This window comes from Streptomyces sp. TN58 (genome assembly GCF_001941845.1).
Classification (GTDB): Bacteria; Actinomycetota; Actinomycetes; order Streptomycetales; family Streptomycetaceae; genus Streptomyces.
Genome location: NZ_CP018870.1, coordinates 6,232,957 through 6,250,664 on the forward strand (window position 1 = coordinate 6,232,957; position 17,708 = coordinate 6,250,664).

The following is a 17,708-nucleotide window of genomic DNA, read 5'->3' on the forward strand; positions in this document are numbered from 1 at the left end:
CGCCCGCCGCGGGGCAACTCGATACAGGCCCTAGACCTGGTAGAGCGCCGCGACCTCCTTCGCGTAGGCCTTCTCGATCGCCCGGCGCTTGAGCTTCAGCGAGGGCGTCAGCAGCCCCCGCTCCTCCGTGAACTGCTCGCCGAGCACCCGGAACGTGCGGATCGCCTCCGCCTGCGACACCAGGGTGTTCGCCGCCACCACCGCCCTGCGGACCTCCGCCGTCAGCTCCGGGTCGCTCACCAGGTCCGCCGCCGGCATCTGCGGCCGTCCGCGCATCGACAGCCAGTGCGCTATCCCGTCCGTGTCCAGCGTGAGCAGCGCCGCGATGTACGGCCGGTCGTTGCCCACCAGCACGCACTGCGCCACCAGCGGATGCGAACGGACCCGCTCCTCCAGGGCCGCCGGGGCGACGCTCTTGCCGTTGGACGTCACCAGGATGTCCTTCTTGCGCCCGGTGATGACCAGGTAGCCGTCCTCGTCCAGCCGCCCCAGGTCCCCCGTCGCCAGCCAGCCGCCGCGCAGCACCGCCTCCGTGGACCGGGGGTCGCCCAGGTACCCGGAGAAGATGTGCCCGCCGTGCAGCCACACCTCCCCGTCGTCCGCGATGTGCACCGTGCTGCCCGGGATCGGCCTGCCCACCGTCCCGTACTTCGTCGCCTCCGGCGGGTTCGCCGTGGCCGCCGCGCAGGACTCGGTCAGCCCGTAGCCCTCGAACACCGTGATCCCGGCGCCGTCGAAGAACAGCCCGAGGCGGCGCGACATCGCCGACCCGCCCGACATGGCGTACCGCACCCGCCCGCCCATCGCCTCGCGGACCTTCCCGTACACGAGCTTCTCGAAGAGCTGGTGCTCCATCCGCAGCGCCGCCGACGGGCCCGGCCCGGTGCCGAAGGCCCTCCGCTCCCGCGCCTCGGCGAACCGCACGGCCGTCTCCACGGCCCGGTCGAAGGGCCCCGTACGCCCCTCCGACTCCGCCTTGCGGCGGGCGGCCGCGAAGACCTTCTCGAACACGTACGGGACACCGAGCACGAAGGTCGGCCGGAACGCCGCGAGGTCCGGCATCAACTCGGCCGCCGCCAGCACCGGCTGGTGCCCGAGCTTGACCCGCGCCCGCACGGCCGCCACCTCCACCATCCGCCCGAAGACGTGCGCCAGCGGCAGGAAGAGCAGGGTCGACGGCCGGTCGCCGTGCCTGCCCTGGAACACGGACTCCCAGCGGGCCACCAGGGTGTCGGTCTCGTACATGAAGTTGGCGTGCGTCAGCACACACCCCTTGGGGCGGCCGGTGGTCCCCGAGGTGTAGATGACCGTGGCCGTCGCGTCGGGCGTCACCGCCGCGCGGTGGCGGTGCACGACGTCGTCGGCGACCGAGCGGCCGTCCTCCACGAGCGCGTCCACGGCTCCGGCGTCCAGCTGCCACAGCCGTCTCAGGTGCGGGAGCCGGTCGATGACCGAACCCACCGTCATCGCCTGGTCCTCGTTCTCCACGACACAGGCCGTGCAGTCGGTGTCGTAGAGGATCCAGTGCACCTGCTCGGTGGAGGACGTCGGGTAGACGGGGACCGGCTGCGCGCCGATCGTCCACAGGGCGAAGTCGAACAGCGTCCACTCGTACCGGGTGCGCGACATGACGGCCACCCGGTCCCCGAAGCGCACCCCCTGGGCCAGCAGCCCCTTGGCGAGCGCCAGCACCTCGGCCGCCAGCTCGCCGGACGTCACGTCCCGCCACACCCCGCCGGTCTTCCGGCCCAGGACCACCCGGCCCGGCTCCTCCCGGGCATGCTCGAACACGACGTCGGCAAGCCCGCCGACGGGTGCGCCCGTGACGACCGGTGGGACGGTGATCTCGCGCAAGGCCCCGCTCCTCTCCGCGCGCCGCGGCGAACGTACCCCAGCGTCCAGGGGGCTGGACCGGCGCTCGGATACCTCCACAAGACCTCCCCAGCGATCACGTGGTTCACGCCCCTGACGCGTCCCTGACGTGCGGATCGCAGGCCAGGGCCAGGTCCGGGCCAGGCCGCGGGCCGGTCGCCGTACGCCCCCTTTCCGCCCCCGCACACCGCGCCCCGATGCCGGTCCGCCGGACAGCCGTCCGCCGGTGCGGCGCGGCGGTCAGCCGGAGCGGGTGAGCCGGTCCGCACCCGAGAGGACCGCCGCCGCCAGGGCCTCGGCGGCGGGCGACGCACGCGGCCCGCGCAGCAGCGCGAACTCCACCGGCCCCAGCTCGGGCAGCCCCCCGACCCGCGCCAGCCCCGGCGGGATCAGCCCCCGCGTGTGCGCCATCACCCCCAGCCCGGCGCGGGCCGCCGCGACCAGACCGCTCAGGCTGCCGCTCGTACACGCGATCCGCCACCTGCGGCCGTCCCGTTCGAGCACTTCCAGGGCCCGCGCCCGGGTGATGCCCGGCGGCGGGAAGACGATCAGCGGGACCGGCCGTTCGGGATCCACCCGCAGCCCCTCCGCGCCGATCCACACCATCCGGTCCCGCCAGACCAGCCGGCCCCGCTCGTCGCCCGGCCCGCGCCGCTTCGCCAGCACCAGATCGAGCCTTCCCTCGTCCAGCCGTTCGTGCAGCGTGCCCGACAGCTCCACCGACAGTTCGAGTTCCACCTCGGGGTGCTGGTGCCGGAAGCCCTCCAGGATCTCCGGGAGCCGCGAGAGCACGAAGTCCTCCGAGGCCCCGAACCGCAGCCGCCCCCGCAGCCGCGTCCCCGTGAAGAAGGCAGCGGCCCGCTCGTGCGCCTCCAGGATCGTCCGCGCGAAGCCGAGCATCGCCTCGCCGTCCTCCGTCAGCTCCACACTGTGCGTGTCCCGCAGGAACAGCGGCCGCCCCGTCGCCTCCTCCAGCCGCCGCACGTGCTGGCTGACCGTGGACTGCCGTACGCCGAGACGCCCCGCGGCCTGCGTGAAGCTCAGCGTCTGGGCCACCGTCAGGAACGTCCGCAACTGCACCGGCTCGTACATCCCCCCATCGTAGGACCACTCATCGCGATCCGTGATGACAGTGAGAGCGGTGTACGGGTTTCCCGATGGCCGCAGGGGCCCGACGATGAAGGGACACGTGAAGGGACGCGGAGCACCCCGGTCCCACCCGCCCCGACAGCAAGTGAGCACCCGCGCATGCGCCGCCCCCGCCTTCCCGCCCGGCTCCCGCTGGACCCGTACGTCCTGGCCCTGCTCGGCACCGTCGGCCTCGCCGCCCTCCTGCCCGCCCGCGGCGCCGCCGCCACGGCGGCCGGCACCGCATCCACCGCGGCCGTGGCCCTCCTCTTCTTCCTCTACGGCGCCCGGCTCTCCACCCGCGAAGCGCTCGACGGCCTGCGCCACTGGCGGCTCCACCTCACCGTGCTCACCTGCACCTTCCTGCTCTTCCCCGTTCTCGGCCTGGCCCTGCGCGCCCTCACCCCCGGCCTCCTGCCGCCGGCGCTCCAGAGCGGCCTGCTCTTCCTGTGCCTGGTCCCCTCGACCGTCCAGTCCTCCATCGCCTTCACCTCGATCGCCCGCGGCAACGTCCCCGCCGCCATCTGCGCGGGCTCCTTCTCCAGCCTGGCCGGCATCGTGCTCACCCCGCTGCTCGCGGCCGTCCTGCTCAGCGGCCACACGGGCGGCTTCTCCCCCGACTCCCTCCTCAGGATCACCCTCCAGCTCCTCCTGCCCTTCCTCCTGGGCCAGGCCCTGCGCCGCTGGGTCGACGGCCTCCTCACCCGCCACAGGAAGACCCTCGGCTACGTCGACCGCGGCTCGATCCTGCTCGTCGTCTACACGGCCTTCAGCGCGGGCATGGCCGCCGGCATCTGGCAGCAGGTGAGCCCCCTGCGCCTCGGTGCGCTGATGCTCGTCGAGGCCGTACTCCTCGCGGTCATGCTGCTCGTCACCTGGTACGGCGCGGCACGTCTCGGCTTCGGCCGAGAGGACCGCATCGCCATCCAGTTCGCCGGGTCGAAGAAGAGCCTGGCCGCCGGACTCCCCATGGCCGGCGTCCTCTTCGGGGCCCAGGCCGGCCTCGCCGTGCTCCCGCTGATGCTCTTCCACCAGATGCAGCTGATGGTCTGCGCCGTCCTCGCCCGCCGCCGCGCCGGCGACCCCCTGCCCCAACTCCCCGCCGACCGTGTGGCGGAGGTCTCCCGTACGGCCTGACCGACAAGATCCCGGGGCCCGGTAACGTGCGGTGGTGACCTGGATACGCCCGCTCGGCGCCCACGCCGAACGCCCCTGCACCCTGGTGGTCTGCCGCGGCTGCTGCTGCGGAGACCCCCGCAAGAACCCCGGCTCCGACCACGCGGGCCAGCTCGCCCGGCTCCGGGAGGCCGCCGCCGCGTCAGGGGACCGCCTGGCCGTCCGTACGAGCGACTGCCTCGGCCCGTGCGCCCAGGCCAACGTCATCGTGGTCCAGCCCACCACCGAGGCCCGCCGCCGCGGCGCCCGCGCGGTCTGGTTCGGCTGGGCCCTCGACGACACCGCCACCGACGAGATCATCGCCTGGGCCGCGTCCGGCGGCCCCGGCGCCACCCCCGTCCCGGCCACCCTGGACCTCCACCGCATCGCCCCGCCGGCCCCGAAACCCCCGCCCGACACGCCCCGCCGCGCCCGCAGGAGGCGCTGACGTGCGCGACCACAACCTGGCGGGCGCGGTGACCGTAGTCCTCAGCGTGCTGTTCGGTCTGCTGTTGCTCCTGGCCCTGGCCTTCGGCATGTTGGGCGGCAAATCCTCCGCGCTGACGGAGGCGGACGTCATCGGGATCTGGCACGGTGACCGCGGGGCCCGGCTGGAGGTGTTGGCCGACGGCCGGGCCCGACTCTCGGACGCCTCGGCGTGGAAGTGCTCACGGGGTGACAAGCCCGGCGTGTTCACCGGCGAGGGGAGCTGGACCCTCGGCCACCTCACCGACGAGAACCCGGGAATCCTGCTCACGTTCAGCCCGGACGGAACCCCCGCAGTGCAGAGTTGCAGCGACTGGTTCCTGCTGGACGGCACCGGCAAGGAGGGCACCACGGGCGACGGCAGCGACGTGACGGCAACGTTCCGCGGCTACAAGCGCGCTGCAGAGGAGCTGTACCGGCGCACCCCTACAGGGTGATCCGCTCCTCGCCCGCGTAGATGTTCATGTCCGGGCCCCGCAGGAAACCGACCAGGGTCATGCCCGACTCCACCGCCAGGTCCACCGCCAGCGAGGACGGGGCGGAGACCGCCGCCAGCACCGGGATCCCCGCCATCACGGCCTTCTGCGCGAGCTCGAAGGAGGCCCGGCCCGACACCAGCAGCACAGCGCCCGCCAGCGGGAGCCGCCCCGCCTGGAGCGCCCGGCCGACGATCTTGTCCACCGCGTTGTGCCGGCCCACGTCCTCCCGCAGGTCCAGCAGTTCGCCCTCGGCCGTGAACAGCCCCGCCGCGTGCAGGCCGCCCGTACGGTCGAAGACCTTCTGGGCCGCCCGCAACCGGTCCGGCAGACCGGTCAGGACTGCCGCGGGCACCCGTACCGGGTCGGCGGCGACCCCGGGGAAGCGGGACGCCGTACGGACCGCGTCCAGGCTGGCCTTCCCGCACAGGCCGCAGGACGAGGTGGTGTAGACGTTCCGCTCCAGCGTGATGTCCGGCACGGGCACCCCGGCCGCCAGCTGCACGTTGACGACGTTGTAGGTGTTCGAGCCGTCCTCCGTCGCCCCCTCGCAGTAGGTGACGGCCCGGACCTCCGACGCCGCGCCGAGTACCCCCTCGCTCACCAGGAAGCCCACCGCCAGGGCGAAGTCGTCACCCGGCGTACGCATGGTGATGGCCAGCGGCCGGCCGTTCAGCCGTATCTCCAGCGGCTCCTCGGCCACCAGTGTGTCCGGGCGGACACCCGCCCCGCCGTTCCGGATCCGGACGACGCGACGGCGCTCGGTGACCCGTCCCATGGTGATCAGCCCACTCCTTCTGTTCCTCGCCGATGTCCGACGTACCCATTCTCGCGGTTCCGCATCCGAGCAGGTCCCGGGCAGGGAGCTCCTCGGGAGCCTCCAAAATCCGGTGCCTGAATCCTGTCGGGTCACGCGCATATGTACCCACCGGTAGCAGGCAAAGCTGGGTGATCCTGACTTGCCTACGAGGGGGGACCCCGCCCATGACCGGTTCACGCGTGGTGGCGCTAGGGCACTACCAGCCCGCGAAAGTGCTCACCAACGAGGACCTCGCGGCCATGGTCGACACCACCGACGAGTGGATCCGCTCCCGCGTGGGCATCCGCACCCGTCACGTCGCCGGCCCGGACGAACCGGTGGACGAGCTGGCCTACCACGCGGCCGGGAAGGCACTGGCCGGTGCCGGCCTGACCCCGGACGACATCGACCTCGTCCTGGTCGCCACCTCCACCGCGATCGACCGCTCGCCCAACATGGCCGCACGCGTCGCCGCCAAGCTGGGCATGGGCGGCAGCCCCGCCGTCATGGACATCAACGTCGTCTGCTCTGGCTTCACCCACGCCCTCGCCACGGCCGACCACGCCATCCGGGCGGGCTCCGCCACACGCGCCCTGGTCGTCGGCGCCGACAAGATGACCGAGATCACCGACTGGTCCGACCGCACCACCTGCGTGCTCACCGGCGACGGCGCGGGCGCGGCCGTCGTCGAGGCCTGCGACGAGCCGGGCATCGGCCCGGTGCTGTGGGGGTCGGTCCCGGAGATGGGCAACGCGGTCCGCATCGAGGGCTCGCCGCCGGTCTTCGCCCAGGAGGGCCAGTCCGTCTACCGCTGGACCACCAGCCAGCTCCCGCCGCTCGCCCGCAAGGTGTGCGAAAAGGCCGGCGTCACCCCCGAGGACCTGGCCGCGGTCGTCCTCCACCAGGCGAACCTGCGCATCATCGAGCCGCTCGCCGCGAGGATCGGCGCGGTCAACGCCGTCGTCGCCCGCGACGTCGTCGACTCCGGCAACACCTCCGCGGCCAGCATCCCCATGGCCCTGTCGAAGCTGGTCCAGCGGGGCGAGATCCCCTCGGGCGCCCCCGTCCTCCTCTTCGGCTTCGGCGGCAACCTCTCCTACGCCGGCCAGGTCATCAGCTGCCCGTGACGCTCTCGGAGGCCGTTCCCCGCGCCGGTACGGCGGGGGAGCGGCCCCCCTCGGCGACCACCGCGCACACCAGGACGGCCGCCAGCGCCACCAGCTGGCCCGCTCCCGTCCAGGTGGTCCCCACGGGCACGGTGGCCAGCGCCAGCACCAGCGCCGTCGCCCGGTAGCGGGCCGGCCCGATGCCCAGCACCCTGCGGAAGACCAGGTTCCCGGCCAGATAGAGGGCGACCCCGCCGGCCAGCGCCACGGCCGGGCCGGTGTGCAGGTGCTCCCCGAGGTGCCCGATGGTCTTCTTCACACCGGCCGAGAAGACGGCGATGCCCAGCAGCACCGGCAGGAACGCGTAGTAGTAGGCGGCCATCGCCAGCTTGAAACGCCGGTCCGGCGGGGTCTGCGCGAAAACCTCCTCCGCACGCCCCTCGTCGCGCACGAAGTACATCCACCACATCGCCGACGCGATCGTCAGCGCCAGGAACGCGCCGCCCGCGATACCGGCCGACAGGGGCAGCGACCCCACCCCGATGCCGATCGCGATCACGGACTCGCCGAAGACGATGATCAGCAGCAGGCCGTGCCGCTCCACCAGGTGCGCCGCGTTCATCCCGCCGAGCTGGTCGCCGACCGTCTGCTCGGGCACCTCCGGCTCCGCAGCGGCCCCGCTCGCCGCGACCCGCTGCACGACCACCGGCGTCACGAACTGCAGCAGCAGCGCCAGCAGCCACAGCCCCCAGGCCGGCTGCCCGTCGAAGAACCCGGCGGCCGTCACCGCCAGCGCGCACAGCACGTTGGGCAGCGCGAACCACAGCACCCCGAGGCCGTGCGCCTGCGCGAACAGCGCGCCGTGCACCACCACGACCAGCAGGTACCCCAGGCCGAAGGCGACACCGCCCGCCCCGAACGCGGTGGGCACGGCCAGCGCGCACACCAGGAACGCGCCCATGGCCAGCATGAGCAGCACACGCCTGACGGCCCGGTCCGGCGGCACCTGGTTGGTCAGGTGGGCGTAGCCCCCGTACATCCAGAACAGCACGGTGAAGATGAGGACGACCTGTCCCGCGCCCCGCGGGGTCAGGTCGTCCGCCAGCAGCACCGTCAACTGCGTGATGGTGAAGACGAAGACGAGGTCGAAGAACAGCTCCAGCGTGCTGACGCGGTGCTCGGTTTCCATGCGCGGCTCCCCCCGGATGTGTGCGCAACCATCCGACCGCCCCGGGCCCGCCGCTGTCCACCCGGATGCCGACATCCGCAGGCCCGACGAGCACCGCCCCGCCCCGTACGCCCGGGCCCCGAGCGCGGCGAGACGGCCCGTCCCGCCGACCCTGCCGAGACATGCCCGCAGGTCAGCCCGGCGTGGCGGACCGCGGGCCGCCCCGATAAGTGGTCGGAGACCCGCCGATCCTTTGCTATTGTTGTCCATGTCGCCGCGGGAAACCGGGGCCGACCACCGGTCCGGGTGGCGGAATGGCAGACGCGCTAGCTTGAGGTGCTAGTGCCCTTTATCGGGCGTGGGGGTTCAAGTCCCCCCTCGGACACAAGTGAGAGCCCCACACATCGTGTGGGGCTCTTCGTGTTGCTCCGGCGCATGTCCCCCGCTCACATGCCCACGCATACCCCAGGGCTCACGTACCCAGGACCACCAGGCCATTGGGGCGGGTCAGGCTGCCCGGGGCGACCGAGGTGAAGGTGTGGGGGAGGGACAGGCGGGGGGCGTCGCCGTCGGGGGCCGCGTCGAAGAGGTAGGCCGCCCCGGCCGCGGTGTCGCTGACCAGGTGCGGGCCCTGCGCCGCCGCCGCGGCTTCGGCGAGCGGGGTGCGGAAGAGCTGCCGGAGGTGGCGCAGGGTCTCCGGGGTGACCGGCGCCCGCATCGGCTGCGTCTGGGCCCGGGCGTGCGGCCGCGGCTCGGGTTGCTCGGGTGCGCGGTCCGGCCCGGCGGCGGGCGCGGCCGCGGCGTCCGGGGGGATCGCCCCGGTCAGGAGCAGGGCGAGGAGGACCGGTACGGCCTTGCGGCGCAGCGTCTCGGTGGCCGATCGCAGCCGGTGGGCGTGGGCCGCGGGCAGTGACAGCGCGAGGCTCCCCGCGGCGCCGCCCATGGCGAGCGGAACGGCCGAGCAAACGACCCCGGGGGAGTATTCGAGCAGGTCGAAGACGGGCGCGCCCGGGGCCACCGCGTCCAGCGCCGTGAACAGCGCCCGGCTGTCCGTGATGGTCTGCGGGGTGAGCCGCGCGGGCCGGTGCCGGGCCACGTGGTCGGCTCGGCGGTCGTGGTCGAGCTGGGTCAGCAGGCACTTGCCCACCGCGCTGGCGTGCGCAGCGTCCCGGAAGTCGACCCACTCCCGGACCGGCGGGGTGGCCGGCCCGGCCGCCATCTGCGTGATGTGGACCTCACCCCCCGCGTACCGGCTGAGGTAGACCGCGGCGCCCGCGCTGTCGCGGGCCAGGGCCAGCGTGCGCTGAAGCTGCACGGCCAGGCCGTGGCCGTCCGGGCCGGCGAGCCGGTCCAGGGCCGGGCCGCGCCCGTACACCCCCGCCCCCTGACGGTGGGCGTACTCCTCCTCGCACAGCATCGCCAGCAGGGGCCGCAGCTCCGCCTCGGCGAGGCGCGCCTCCCGTGCGAGCTGGGCGGCGCCGACCCCCAGCGGGTGCCGCTCCAGGACACGTACGACGGCCAGGGCGCGGCGGGCCTCCGCCAGCGCCTCGCTCGAACCGGTCTGTACGACGGTTCCGCGGGCCGCGGCCGTCAGCGCGGGGTGGCGCAGCGGGCCGGTACCGGGCCGGGCCGCCGCGGCCACCGTCGTCGCTGTCGTCGGAGGCGGCGCGACGACCGCCACGGGCGGCGGCGGCAGGAACGCGGCCAGCGCACGCGACAGCCCGGGTTTCGGCAACGGCACCGGGCCCAGGTCGGGGTCCTCGCGCTGGTCGACGTAGCGCAGGACGGCGGCCTGCGCGCACAGCCGGACCTCGCGCAGGTCCCGCCGGCCGATCGGCCGGAATCCGCGCCGGCCCAGCTCGCGCGCCCAGTGCCGGGCGTCGTGGTGCTCGCCGCGCCGGGAGTGGTCGAGGAAGAGGCAGTAGGCGGCGGCCGCGGCCTTCGCGCTTCCGGACGCGGCGGCGAACTGCCACCAGAACCGGGCGCCTTCGCGCATCCCGGCGAGGTGCAGCAGGCAGCCGAAGACGACGGCGCCCGACAGGTCGGTGCGCCGGCGGGTGAAGGAGTCCAGGTGCGCCGCCGCGTCGGACTCGCACACGGAGGTCAGGCAGATCGCCTTGAGGTCGCGCCGGGCCCGCTCGGCGTCGAGCGGTCGGTCGCGGACCGGGTCGCTCCAGCCGTGGACCGCGCGGCGCCGGGCCCGGTGCGGGACGGACGGGTGCGGTGTGGCGCGCAGCAGCCGGGCCTCGGCCGCGCCGAGGTCGTAGTGGCGGTAGCGGTCGCGGACGCCCGCCCGGGCGAGGAACTCGGCCAGTGAGCGCGGTACCGGGTCGCCGTCCGGCCGCTCCAGCCGATCGCGGCGCCTCATGAGCCGGAAGGTTCGGCTGGATCGGCTGCTCCGGCAGGATCGGCTGCTCCGCCCGCGTCCGCCGGTTCCGCGGCCGTGTCGAGCAGCCGGGCGAGGCGCCGGTGGGCCTGGCCGAGGTAGGAGCGGACCGTGGCCTCGTCGACGCCCATCACGGAGGCCGCCTCACCGGGCGTGCACTGGAGCCCGTAGCGCAGGAGCACGGCGTCGCGCTGGCGTTCGGCGAGGCGGGAGACGGCGGAGTAGAAGCGGATGGTGTCGGTCAGCACCTCGTACCGGTCGGCGTGCGCCTCCTTCAGCGCGGCCTCGAAGGCGCTGATGTCCATCGGCTCGGGCTCCTGCTGCCAGGGGTGGCGCCGGTGCTGCCGGTCGACCAGGCAGTGCTTGAGCAGGGTCCACGCGTAGGCGTCCAGGCGGTCCATGTGCAGCATCCGCAGCCAGTCGCCCATGATCGAGTCGAAGGTGGCGTCCACCGCCTCCTCGGCCGCCTCGTCGGAACCGAGCTGCAGGTACGCGAAGCGCATGTACGCGGGGCGCCGGTTGGCGTGGAAGGCCCAGTACGACAGGCGTGCCGCGGGGTCCCACTGGCTCATGGGAGTCGGCCGCCGACGCCGGCTCGGCAGTCCCACGGCCCCACCGGACTCCTCCGGTCCGCCATCGCTCACCGCTCCACCTCCGCTCCACCTCGTCCCCTGGTGTGCAGAACAGGAAAGCAGCGCGGGCGCACTCGGGGGGCGCAGAGAAGAAACATGGGAAGCATTGCGTCGCCGATGATCGAACCGTGATCGGTCTCGATCACCCAGGGCTCCAGCCAGCACGTATGCATATGCCCCGCGCCGGTGCCGCCGCACCTCCGGTCCGGCGCGCGGCCGTCCCGCTGTACCATGGGCCCGATCGCGAGGGCCGTGACGCAGAGGTCACTGTCCTCGCTTTTGCGTTATGCCCACCAGGAACAAATGCGGCGCGTGGCCGATCGGCGGTTCGATACGATGAACCACACACTCACCGTCCGTGACGCCACGACGTGCCGCACAGAGGAAATGGAGCATCCGAGGATGGCTCGACACCTGATCACCAGCGCGCTTCCCTACATCAACGGGATCAAGCACCTGGGCAACATGGTCGGGTCGATGCTTCCGGCGGATGTGTACTCCCGGTACCTCCGCCAGCGCGGCCACGACGTCCTCTACATCTGCGCCACCGACGAGCACGGCACCCCCGCCGAGCTCGCCGCCAAGGAGGCCGGGATCTCGGTCGCCGAGTTCTGCGCCCAGGCCCACGACGCCCAGAAGGCGGTCTACGACGGCTTCGAGCTGTCCTTCGACTACTTCGGCCGCAGCTCCTCGGCGCAGAACGCCGAGATCACCCAGCACTTCGCGCGCCGCCTCCAGGAGAACGGCTTCATCGAGGAGCGGGCGATCCGGCAGGTCTACTCGCCCGCCGACGGCCGCTTCCTGCCGGACCGCTACGTCGAGGGCACCTGCCCGCACTGCGGCTACGACAAGGCCCGCGGCGACCAGTGCGAGAACTGCACCCGCGTCCTGGACCCCACCGACCTGATCGAGCCGCGCTCGGCCATCTCCGGCTCCACCGAGCTGGAGGTCCGCGAGACCAAGCACCTCTTCCTGCTGCAGTCCAAGCTCCAGCACGAGGTCGAGGCCTGGGTCGCCGAGCACGAGGAGGAGTGGCCGCAGCTGGCCTCCTCGATCGCCCGCAAGTGGCTGACCGAGGGCCTGCACGACCGCGCCATCACCCGCGACCTCGACTGGGGCGTCCCGGTCCCGGCCGACACCTGGCCCGACCTGGCGGCCGAGGGCAAGGTCTTCTACGTCTGGTTCGACGCCCCGATCGAGTACATCGCCTCGACCAAGGAGTGGGCCGACGCCGACCCGGCGAACCGCGACTACAAGTCCTGGTGGTACGAGGCCGAGGACGTCCGCTACACCCAGTTCATGGCCAAGGACAACGTCCCGTTCCACACGGTGATGTTCCCCGCGACCGAGCTGGGCACCCGCGAGCCGTGGAAGAAGGTCGACTACGTCAAGGCCTTCAACTGGCTGACGTACTACGGCGGCAAGTTCTCCACCTCGCAGAAGCGCGGCGTCTTCACCGACCAGGCGCTGGAGATCCTCCCGGCCGACTTCTGGCGCTACTTCCTCATCGCCAACGCCCCCGAGTCCGACGACTCGTCCTTCACGTGGGAGCACTTCGCCGCCACCGTCAACAAGGACCTCGGCGGCACCCTCGGCAACTTCGTCAACCGCGTACTGACCTTCTCCCGCAAGAAGTTCGGCGACGAGGTCCCGGCCGGCAGCCCCGCGGGCGAGGCCGAGGCGAAGCTCGGCGAGCAGATCGCCGAACTGCTGGCCGAGTACGAGGGCCACATGGACACCCTCCAGTACCGCAAGGCCGCGGCCGCGCTGCGCGCCCTGTGGTCCGCCGGCAACGCCTACCTCGACGAGAAGGCCCCCTGGCTGGAGGTCAAGACCGACCTCGAAGCGGCCGCGCTCACCCTGCGCACCGCGATGAACCTCATCCACCTCTACTCGGTCGTTTCCGAGCCGTTCATCCCGGCCTCGGCACGCGCCATGCGCTCGGCGTTCGCCCTCGCCGACGACACCGCGACGTGGGTGACCCCGGAGCAGGCCAAGGCCCTGGACGCGGTCCCGGCCGGCACCGCCTTCACCGTCCCGCCGGTGCTCTTCGCCCGGGTCACCGAGGAGGACCTGGAGTCCTACCGCGAGCGTTTCGGCGGCACCGAGGCCGGCTGACACACCCGTCCGACCGAAGGGGCGCGCCACCGGGCGCGCCCCTTCGGCGTGTCCGCGTACTGTCGCGTTCTCCGTTCTCCGTTCCCTGTTCCGCGTTCCGCGGCTCTTCGGCGTACCGCCGCCGGGCGCGCGGCGGCGGGATCTTCACCGGTCTGCCGCGTGTCGAAGCCGGGCCTTGATCGTTTCTTCAGACGTAGCCCACATGACGCTTGCGGAATCGGGAGGACGCGCGGTGGCCGCTTGGCAGTACTTCGCCGGTGCGGGGCTGGTGGCGGCACTCTGTCCGCTCCACGGCCATGTGGCGGTCGCGGGCGACGGCCACGGCCGCGGCGCGCGCGTCGACCTGTGCGTGCCGGCCGGTCAGCCGAAGCGGCCCCACGTACCGCCGGCCGGCCGGTCCCCGGTGCGGGCCGGCGTGCCCGGCGCCGCCGGGCCGACGGTACGCCACCCCGGGCGGGCCCCCGAGCCCGCCGCGGCGCGGCCCGCGGAGCCGCCGGCCGCCGTGGAACCCGCCTCGCCTTCCGCGAAGGCCGTGGCCGCGCCGGCGGAGCCGCCGCTGCCCGCGCCGGAGCCGGAGGAGGATGCCGCGCCGGCGCCGGCCGAAGCGGCCGCCCCGCCCCGGCCCAGGGCCGCCGCGCCCGTGAGCGCCTTCCACGTGCGTCCGTACCGCTCTGTGGCCCTTCAGCGGCGCGGCCCCGGCGGGATGTCCACCGTGATGCTGATGGTCGTCGTCACCACGCCGGCCGTACTCGCGGCCGCCGCGCTGCGCCCCCGGGGCAAGAGCCGTAGCTGAAGCAGAAGCTGACGCCGCTCCGTCCGCTCCGTCCGCTCCGTTTGTCCGCCTCTGTCCCCCCTCCGTTCGTCCGCCCACCGATCCACACCGGGAGAATCCACGTGTCCGAATGGCTGGTCCTGGCCATTGCCATGGTGCTCGTCTGCGCCCTCGTCCTCGCCTTCACGGCGATCCGGCACCGCCGGGCCGCCGCCGACGAGGACACCAGCGAAACCCCCGACGTCATCGAGTACATGACGATGATGGTGGGCGTGGTCTACGCGATCGTGCTGGGCCTGGCCATCGCGGGCGTCTGGGAGGCGCGCGGCGCCGCCGAGGACAGCGTGCGCCGGGAGGCCCAGGCGCTGTACGAGGTGACCCAGCGCGCCGACGTCTATCCGGCCGCGGTCCGCGACCGGATCCGTGGCGAGGTGGACGCGTACGTCGCCCACACCGTCGCCGTGGACTGGCCGCTGATGACCTCCGGCGAGAGCGCGTCGGCGGAGGGCGGTGCGCTGCTCGGCAAGCTCCGTACCTCCGTCACCCACCAGAGCCCCTCCACCGAGCTCCAGGCACAGGCGTACCAGCCGTTGCTGGACCACATCGCGGCCGCCGACGAGGCCCGCCACTCGCGGACCCAGAGCTCCGAGTCGACGCTCCCGGGCGTGGTGTGGTTCGGGCTGCTGGTCGGCGGAGTGGTCACCGTCGGGCTGATCTTCACACTGCAGATCCGGCGCTCCGGGCGGGAGCTGCTGCTGGCGGGCCTCTTCAGCGCGCTGATCGTGTTCCTGCTCTTCATGGTGTGGAGCTTCGACGCGCCGTACGGGCGGGACGGGATGGACTCGGCCGGGCCGTTCCAGGAGCTGTTCCCCGCGACGGCGGTGGCCGCGGCCCGCTGAGCCGGCGGCGGTCGGTGGTCGGCGTCGGCGTCCTCGTACGCCGGCGCCGGCCGTCGACCGCCCGGCCGCTGCCTTCCTAGACCGCCACCTGCCGCCGGACCGCGTGCACCACCGGGGAACTCCGCAGGGCGTCGGAGATCCTCAGGAGGTCGCGCGGGCCGTCGGAGGTGTCCATCAGGGTCTCCTCGTCCTCACCGATGATCTTCCCCTCCGGGTCCGCCGAGCGGGCCCGCACGGCGGCAGCGACCATGGCGGCGTCGGCGACGGCGCGGGCGGTCTCCTCGTCGGCGCCGTCGGCGCGGGCGGTGTCGTAGGCGTCGTCGCGCAGACCCCTGTCGAAGTAGGGGCCGAGGTGCAGGAACCCGTCGTGGATGTCGGACTCCCGCTGGATGACCCGCAGTTCCCCGGCCGTCCACCAGGCCATCTGCACCGAGGGGGTGCCCACGGGGGCGGAGATCTGCACCTCCTGCCACAGCGGGCCGAGCCGGCGGTACGTCGCCCAGGTCTGCCACTGGTCCGAGAGCCGCTGGCAGACCAGCGGCACCACGAAGCCCATCGCGCTGATCAGCGCGCCCAGCGAGGCGAGCGGCGGGGCGACGTAGGTGCTCAGGTCGTCGAGGTCGTGGCCGAGCCAGCGGGCGACGACGGCGGTCATCTTCGTGGCGTCGTAGCCGAGGTTGAAGAGGTAGCCGGCGACGATGATCATCAGGCCGATCCGCAGCCAGCCCCGCACCTGGAGCGACCAGCGCCAGCACAGGACCACCATCACGACGGCCGCCACGTGGTGCGCCAGCAGGTAGAGGGCGATCATGTGGCCGACGTAGGGCGTGTTCGCGTAGAAGGTGTCGAAGTCCCGCAGGCGCTCCTCGGGGGTCTCGCCGAGGGCGAACAGCACGATCAGGGCCACGATCACGATGCTGTAGCCGAGGATCCAGCGGCGCGAGACCCGCTTGGTCCGCTCGGGCGGCCCGCCCCGCCAGTTGACCATCAGGACCAGGCAGGAGGCGCTGAAGGCGGTGATCAGGCAGTACACCAGCGGGGCGGAGAAGTTGGCGATCCCGGTCCAGCGGTTGACCGCCGCGATGGTGGGCGGGGCGGCGAAGGTGAACACCGCCCCCGCCAGGGCCAGCAGGGCGACGACCGAGCGCAGGAGCGGGTCACGCCAGTTGTGCCGCAGGGCCGGCAGCTTGAAGGCGAGTGAGATCGCCATCGCCGCTGCCGGTATGTAGTAGTCCTCACCGGTCAACGGTCGTTCCTCAGTCCCCGGTAGCCCAGCGAGGCCTCGATCCGGCCGGCCAGGTCGTCGCGCTGGACGGGGGCCCGGTGGCCCGCCGACCCGGCAAGCCAGTTCCGGCAGCGGCTGCCCAGCAGTAAGCCGAAGGTCTCGGCTTCGGTCTCCTCCTGGACGTCGGCGCGCGTGCGCGCGGCGACGCGGCGGACCGTCTCGCCGATGTCGGCCTCGTCGGAGAGCAGGCGCGCCGCGACGGCGGCGCCGTCGACGTGGTGGCTGCAGTGGCCGGCCTTCATGTGCCACAGCTCGTGGCCCAGGATGACGAGCTGGTGGTCGGGGGCGGTGCGTTCCTCGATGACCACGAGATCGCGGTCCGCCATGTCGAGCCACAGACCGCTGGCCGTCCGGGGCGGGAACGAAGCCATCCGGAAGTCGACCCGGCGGCCGCGGTGTCTGCTCATGCCCTCACAGAGGGCAGCGTAGAGGTCCACGGGTTCCACGGGGGCGGTCAGCCGGATGCCGGCCACCAGCTCCCCGCACAACCGCCGCTGCTCTCTGCCTATGCTCACCGTTCTCCCCGTCGGCGCGGATCCGGATCAGGACTCAAAGGATCAGACCCAGACTTTCGCCTGGGTCAGGATTCGTTCGGTTTTACGCTTTCGAGGAGCATGTCCAGCCATTCGGTCACCTTGTCCCGGTGCTTGTCGCTGGGCAGTTGGGCGGCGCGCCAGGCGATGCCCCGTACACCGTGGTTCTGCAGGAGTCTTGCCAGCGGATCGCCCGCCGATGCGGCCGAGGCCGGTACGGTTTCCCGTGCGCGCCCGGCGTAGTCCTGGAGCAGTTGTTGCTCGGTCCGCTGGAGCGCGTCGGTGAGGGCGTCGGCGTCGTGGGCCGTGAGGAAGCCGGCATGCACCCCGAAGAAGCGCTGGATCGCGTCGCAGTGCTCCATCGTGGGGCGGCGGTCGCCGTTGATCAGGGCTCCCGCCTGCTGCCTCGACATGCCCGCGCCGTCGGCGATCTCCTGCTGCGTGTAGCGGCGGCCGTTCGGCTTGACGCGGGTGCGCCGGAGCAGGTCGAGCCGCTGCAGGAAGCGGGCCTGGAGGTCGGGTTCGCCGGCCGGCCTGCCTTCGAGCAGGGTCTTCACCACGTCCATGGGCACGCCCGAAGCCTCCGAGAGGCGTCGCAGGTCGAAGACCTGGTTCAGCTCGCGGCCCATCTTGCCCGCGAGTTCGGCGACGCGGGTGATGGTCGCGGCCAGGGGTGCGTCGGCCACCGCGACGGGAGCCGGGAAGCCGTCTGTCACCAGTGGTTCTCCTAGATCGCGCGAAGTCGGTACGGCACATGGTCGGCTTCTGGAATCTAGCCGCTCCCGCCCGGAAGGGCTAGAACGTGCCACAGCTGTGGCGGGAATGAGCTGTCAAGAGGCTGGAATTGCCACAATAGTTGACACTCGAATGAAGTCGGTAGCAGGATCGCCACA

The 17,708-nt window shown here is 72.8% G+C and carries 15 protein-coding genes, 1 tRNA gene and 1 pseudogene; 8 read left to right on the forward strand and 9 right to left on the reverse strand.

Features of this window, described 5'->3' with window-relative positions; all coding sequences use genetic code 11:
* Positions 1-30: 30 nt before the first annotated feature.
* Together BSL84_RS28085 and BSL84_RS28090 are read right to left on the reverse strand one after the other, a co-directional pair.
* Positions 31-1,854 (reverse strand): AMP-dependent synthetase/ligase, encoded by a 1,824-nt coding sequence (locus BSL84_RS28085; protein WP_030029870.1) that lies wholly within the window; start codon positions 1,852-1,854, stop codon positions 31-33.
* 258 nt (positions 1,855-2,112) lie between these two features.
* Positions 2,113-2,964, reverse strand: a complete 852-nt coding sequence (locus BSL84_RS28090; RefSeq protein WP_045323391.1) for a LysR substrate-binding domain-containing protein — start codon at positions 2,962-2,964, stop codon at positions 2,113-2,115.
* A gap of 156 nt (positions 2,965-3,120) precedes the next feature.
* Here BSL84_RS28090 and BSL84_RS28095 point away from each other — a divergent pair, with 156 nt between their 5' ends.
* From BSL84_RS28095 to BSL84_RS28105, 3 genes are read left to right on the forward strand one after another with little or no spacing between them, the layout of a single operon-like run.
* The gene (locus BSL84_RS28095) at positions 3,121-4,137 is read left to right on the forward strand and encodes a bile acid:sodium symporter family protein (protein WP_045323392.1); all 1,017 of its coding nucleotides are present in this window, start codon (positions 3,121-3,123) and stop codon (positions 4,135-4,137) included.
* A 34-nt stretch (positions 4,138-4,171) separates the two neighbouring features.
* On the forward strand, positions 4,172-4,603 hold the full coding sequence (locus BSL84_RS28100) for a (2Fe-2S) ferredoxin domain-containing protein (RefSeq protein ID WP_199838757.1): 432 nt from the start codon (positions 4,172-4,174) through the stop codon (positions 4,601-4,603).
* A gap of 1 nt (position 4,604) precedes the next feature.
* Positions 4,605-5,078, forward strand: coding sequence for a hypothetical protein (locus tag BSL84_RS28105; protein ID WP_075971425.1), 474 nt, complete (start codon positions 4,605-4,607; stop codon positions 5,076-5,078).
* On the opposite strand, the gene fdhD is transcribed toward BSL84_RS28105, so the two are convergent.
* Positions 5,068-5,895 carry a formate dehydrogenase accessory sulfurtransferase FdhD gene (gene fdhD / locus BSL84_RS28110; RefSeq protein ID WP_045323393.1) on the reverse strand — a complete coding sequence of 276 codons (828 nt, stop codon included), beginning with the start codon at positions 5,893-5,895 and terminating at the stop codon, positions 5,068-5,070. The two genes, BSL84_RS28105 and fdhD, sit on opposite strands and share 11 nt — an antisense overlap.
* 206 nt (positions 5,896-6,101) lie before the next feature.
* Here fdhD and BSL84_RS28115 point away from each other — a divergent pair, with 206 nt between their 5' ends.
* Positions 6,102-7,043, forward strand: a complete 942-nt coding sequence (locus BSL84_RS28115) for a beta-ketoacyl-ACP synthase III (protein WP_030029164.1) — start codon at positions 6,102-6,104, stop codon at positions 7,041-7,043.
* Here BSL84_RS28115 and BSL84_RS28120 read toward each other — a convergent pair.
* On the reverse strand, positions 7,030-8,211 hold the full coding sequence (locus tag BSL84_RS28120) for a low temperature requirement protein A (protein WP_075971426.1): 1,182 nt from the start codon (positions 8,209-8,211) through the stop codon (positions 7,030-7,032). The two genes, BSL84_RS28115 and BSL84_RS28120, sit on opposite strands and share 14 nt — an antisense overlap.
* A 279-nt stretch (positions 8,212-8,490) precedes the next feature.
* Between BSL84_RS28120 and BSL84_RS28125 the strand changes: the two genes are divergently transcribed.
* Positions 8,491-8,575: transfer RNA gene (locus tag BSL84_RS28125), tRNA-Leu, on the forward strand.
* A 438-nt stretch (positions 8,576-9,013) separates the two neighbouring features.
* On the opposite strand, the pseudogene BSL84_RS37120 reads toward BSL84_RS28125, so the two are convergent.
* Positions 9,014-9,733: pseudogene (locus BSL84_RS37120) on the reverse strand (IclR family transcriptional regulator domain-containing protein); the annotation flags it as partial.
* Positions 9,734-10,554: 821 nt separating this feature from the next.
* Positions 10,555-11,220 (reverse strand): RNA polymerase sigma factor, encoded by a 666-nt coding sequence (locus BSL84_RS28135; protein ID WP_234308514.1) that lies wholly within the window; start codon positions 11,218-11,220, stop codon positions 10,555-10,557.
* 390 nt (positions 11,221-11,610) lie between these two features.
* On the opposite strand from BSL84_RS28135, the gene metG reads away from it, so the two are divergent.
* The 3 genes from metG (at position 11,611) to BSL84_RS28150 (ending at position 14,997) form a co-directional block, all read left to right on the forward strand.
* Positions 11,611-13,326, forward strand: coding sequence for a methionine--tRNA ligase (gene metG, locus BSL84_RS28140; RefSeq protein ID WP_030031316.1), 1,716 nt, complete (start codon positions 11,611-11,613; stop codon positions 13,324-13,326).
* A gap of 232 nt (positions 13,327-13,558) precedes the next feature.
* Complete coding sequence (locus tag BSL84_RS37125) at positions 13,559-14,119, forward strand: hypothetical protein (protein WP_075971428.1); 561 nt, start codon at positions 13,559-13,561, stop codon at positions 14,117-14,119.
* Between the two features lie 101 nt (positions 14,120-14,220).
* A complete protein-coding gene (locus BSL84_RS28150; protein ID WP_030033928.1) occupies positions 14,221-14,997 on the forward strand; it encodes a DUF4239 domain-containing protein in 777 nt (258 codons plus the stop codon).
* Positions 14,998-15,073: 76 nt separating this feature from the next.
* Here the strand turns inward: BSL84_RS28150 and BSL84_RS28155 are convergent, their stop codons facing one another.
* The 3 genes from BSL84_RS28155 to BSL84_RS28165 all read right to left on the reverse strand — a co-directional run bounded on the left by BSL84_RS28155 (position 15,074) and on the right by BSL84_RS28165 (position 17,531).
* Positions 15,074-16,243 carry an MAB_1171c family putative transporter gene (locus tag BSL84_RS28155; protein ID WP_075971429.1) on the reverse strand — a complete coding sequence of 390 codons (1,170 nt, stop codon included), beginning with the start codon at positions 16,241-16,243 and terminating at the stop codon, positions 15,074-15,076.
* Complete coding sequence (locus BSL84_RS28160) at positions 16,240-16,797, reverse strand: hypothetical protein (protein WP_030030910.1); 558 nt, start codon at positions 16,795-16,797, stop codon at positions 16,240-16,242. The genes BSL84_RS28155 and BSL84_RS28160 overlap by 4 nt, the downstream gene beginning before the upstream one ends.
* 65 nt (positions 16,798-16,862) lie before the next feature.
* Positions 16,863-17,531 (reverse strand): helix-turn-helix domain-containing protein, encoded by a 669-nt coding sequence (locus tag BSL84_RS28165; RefSeq protein ID WP_030030909.1) that lies wholly within the window; start codon positions 17,529-17,531, stop codon positions 16,863-16,865.
* Between the last annotated feature and the right edge of the window lie 177 nt (positions 17,532-17,708).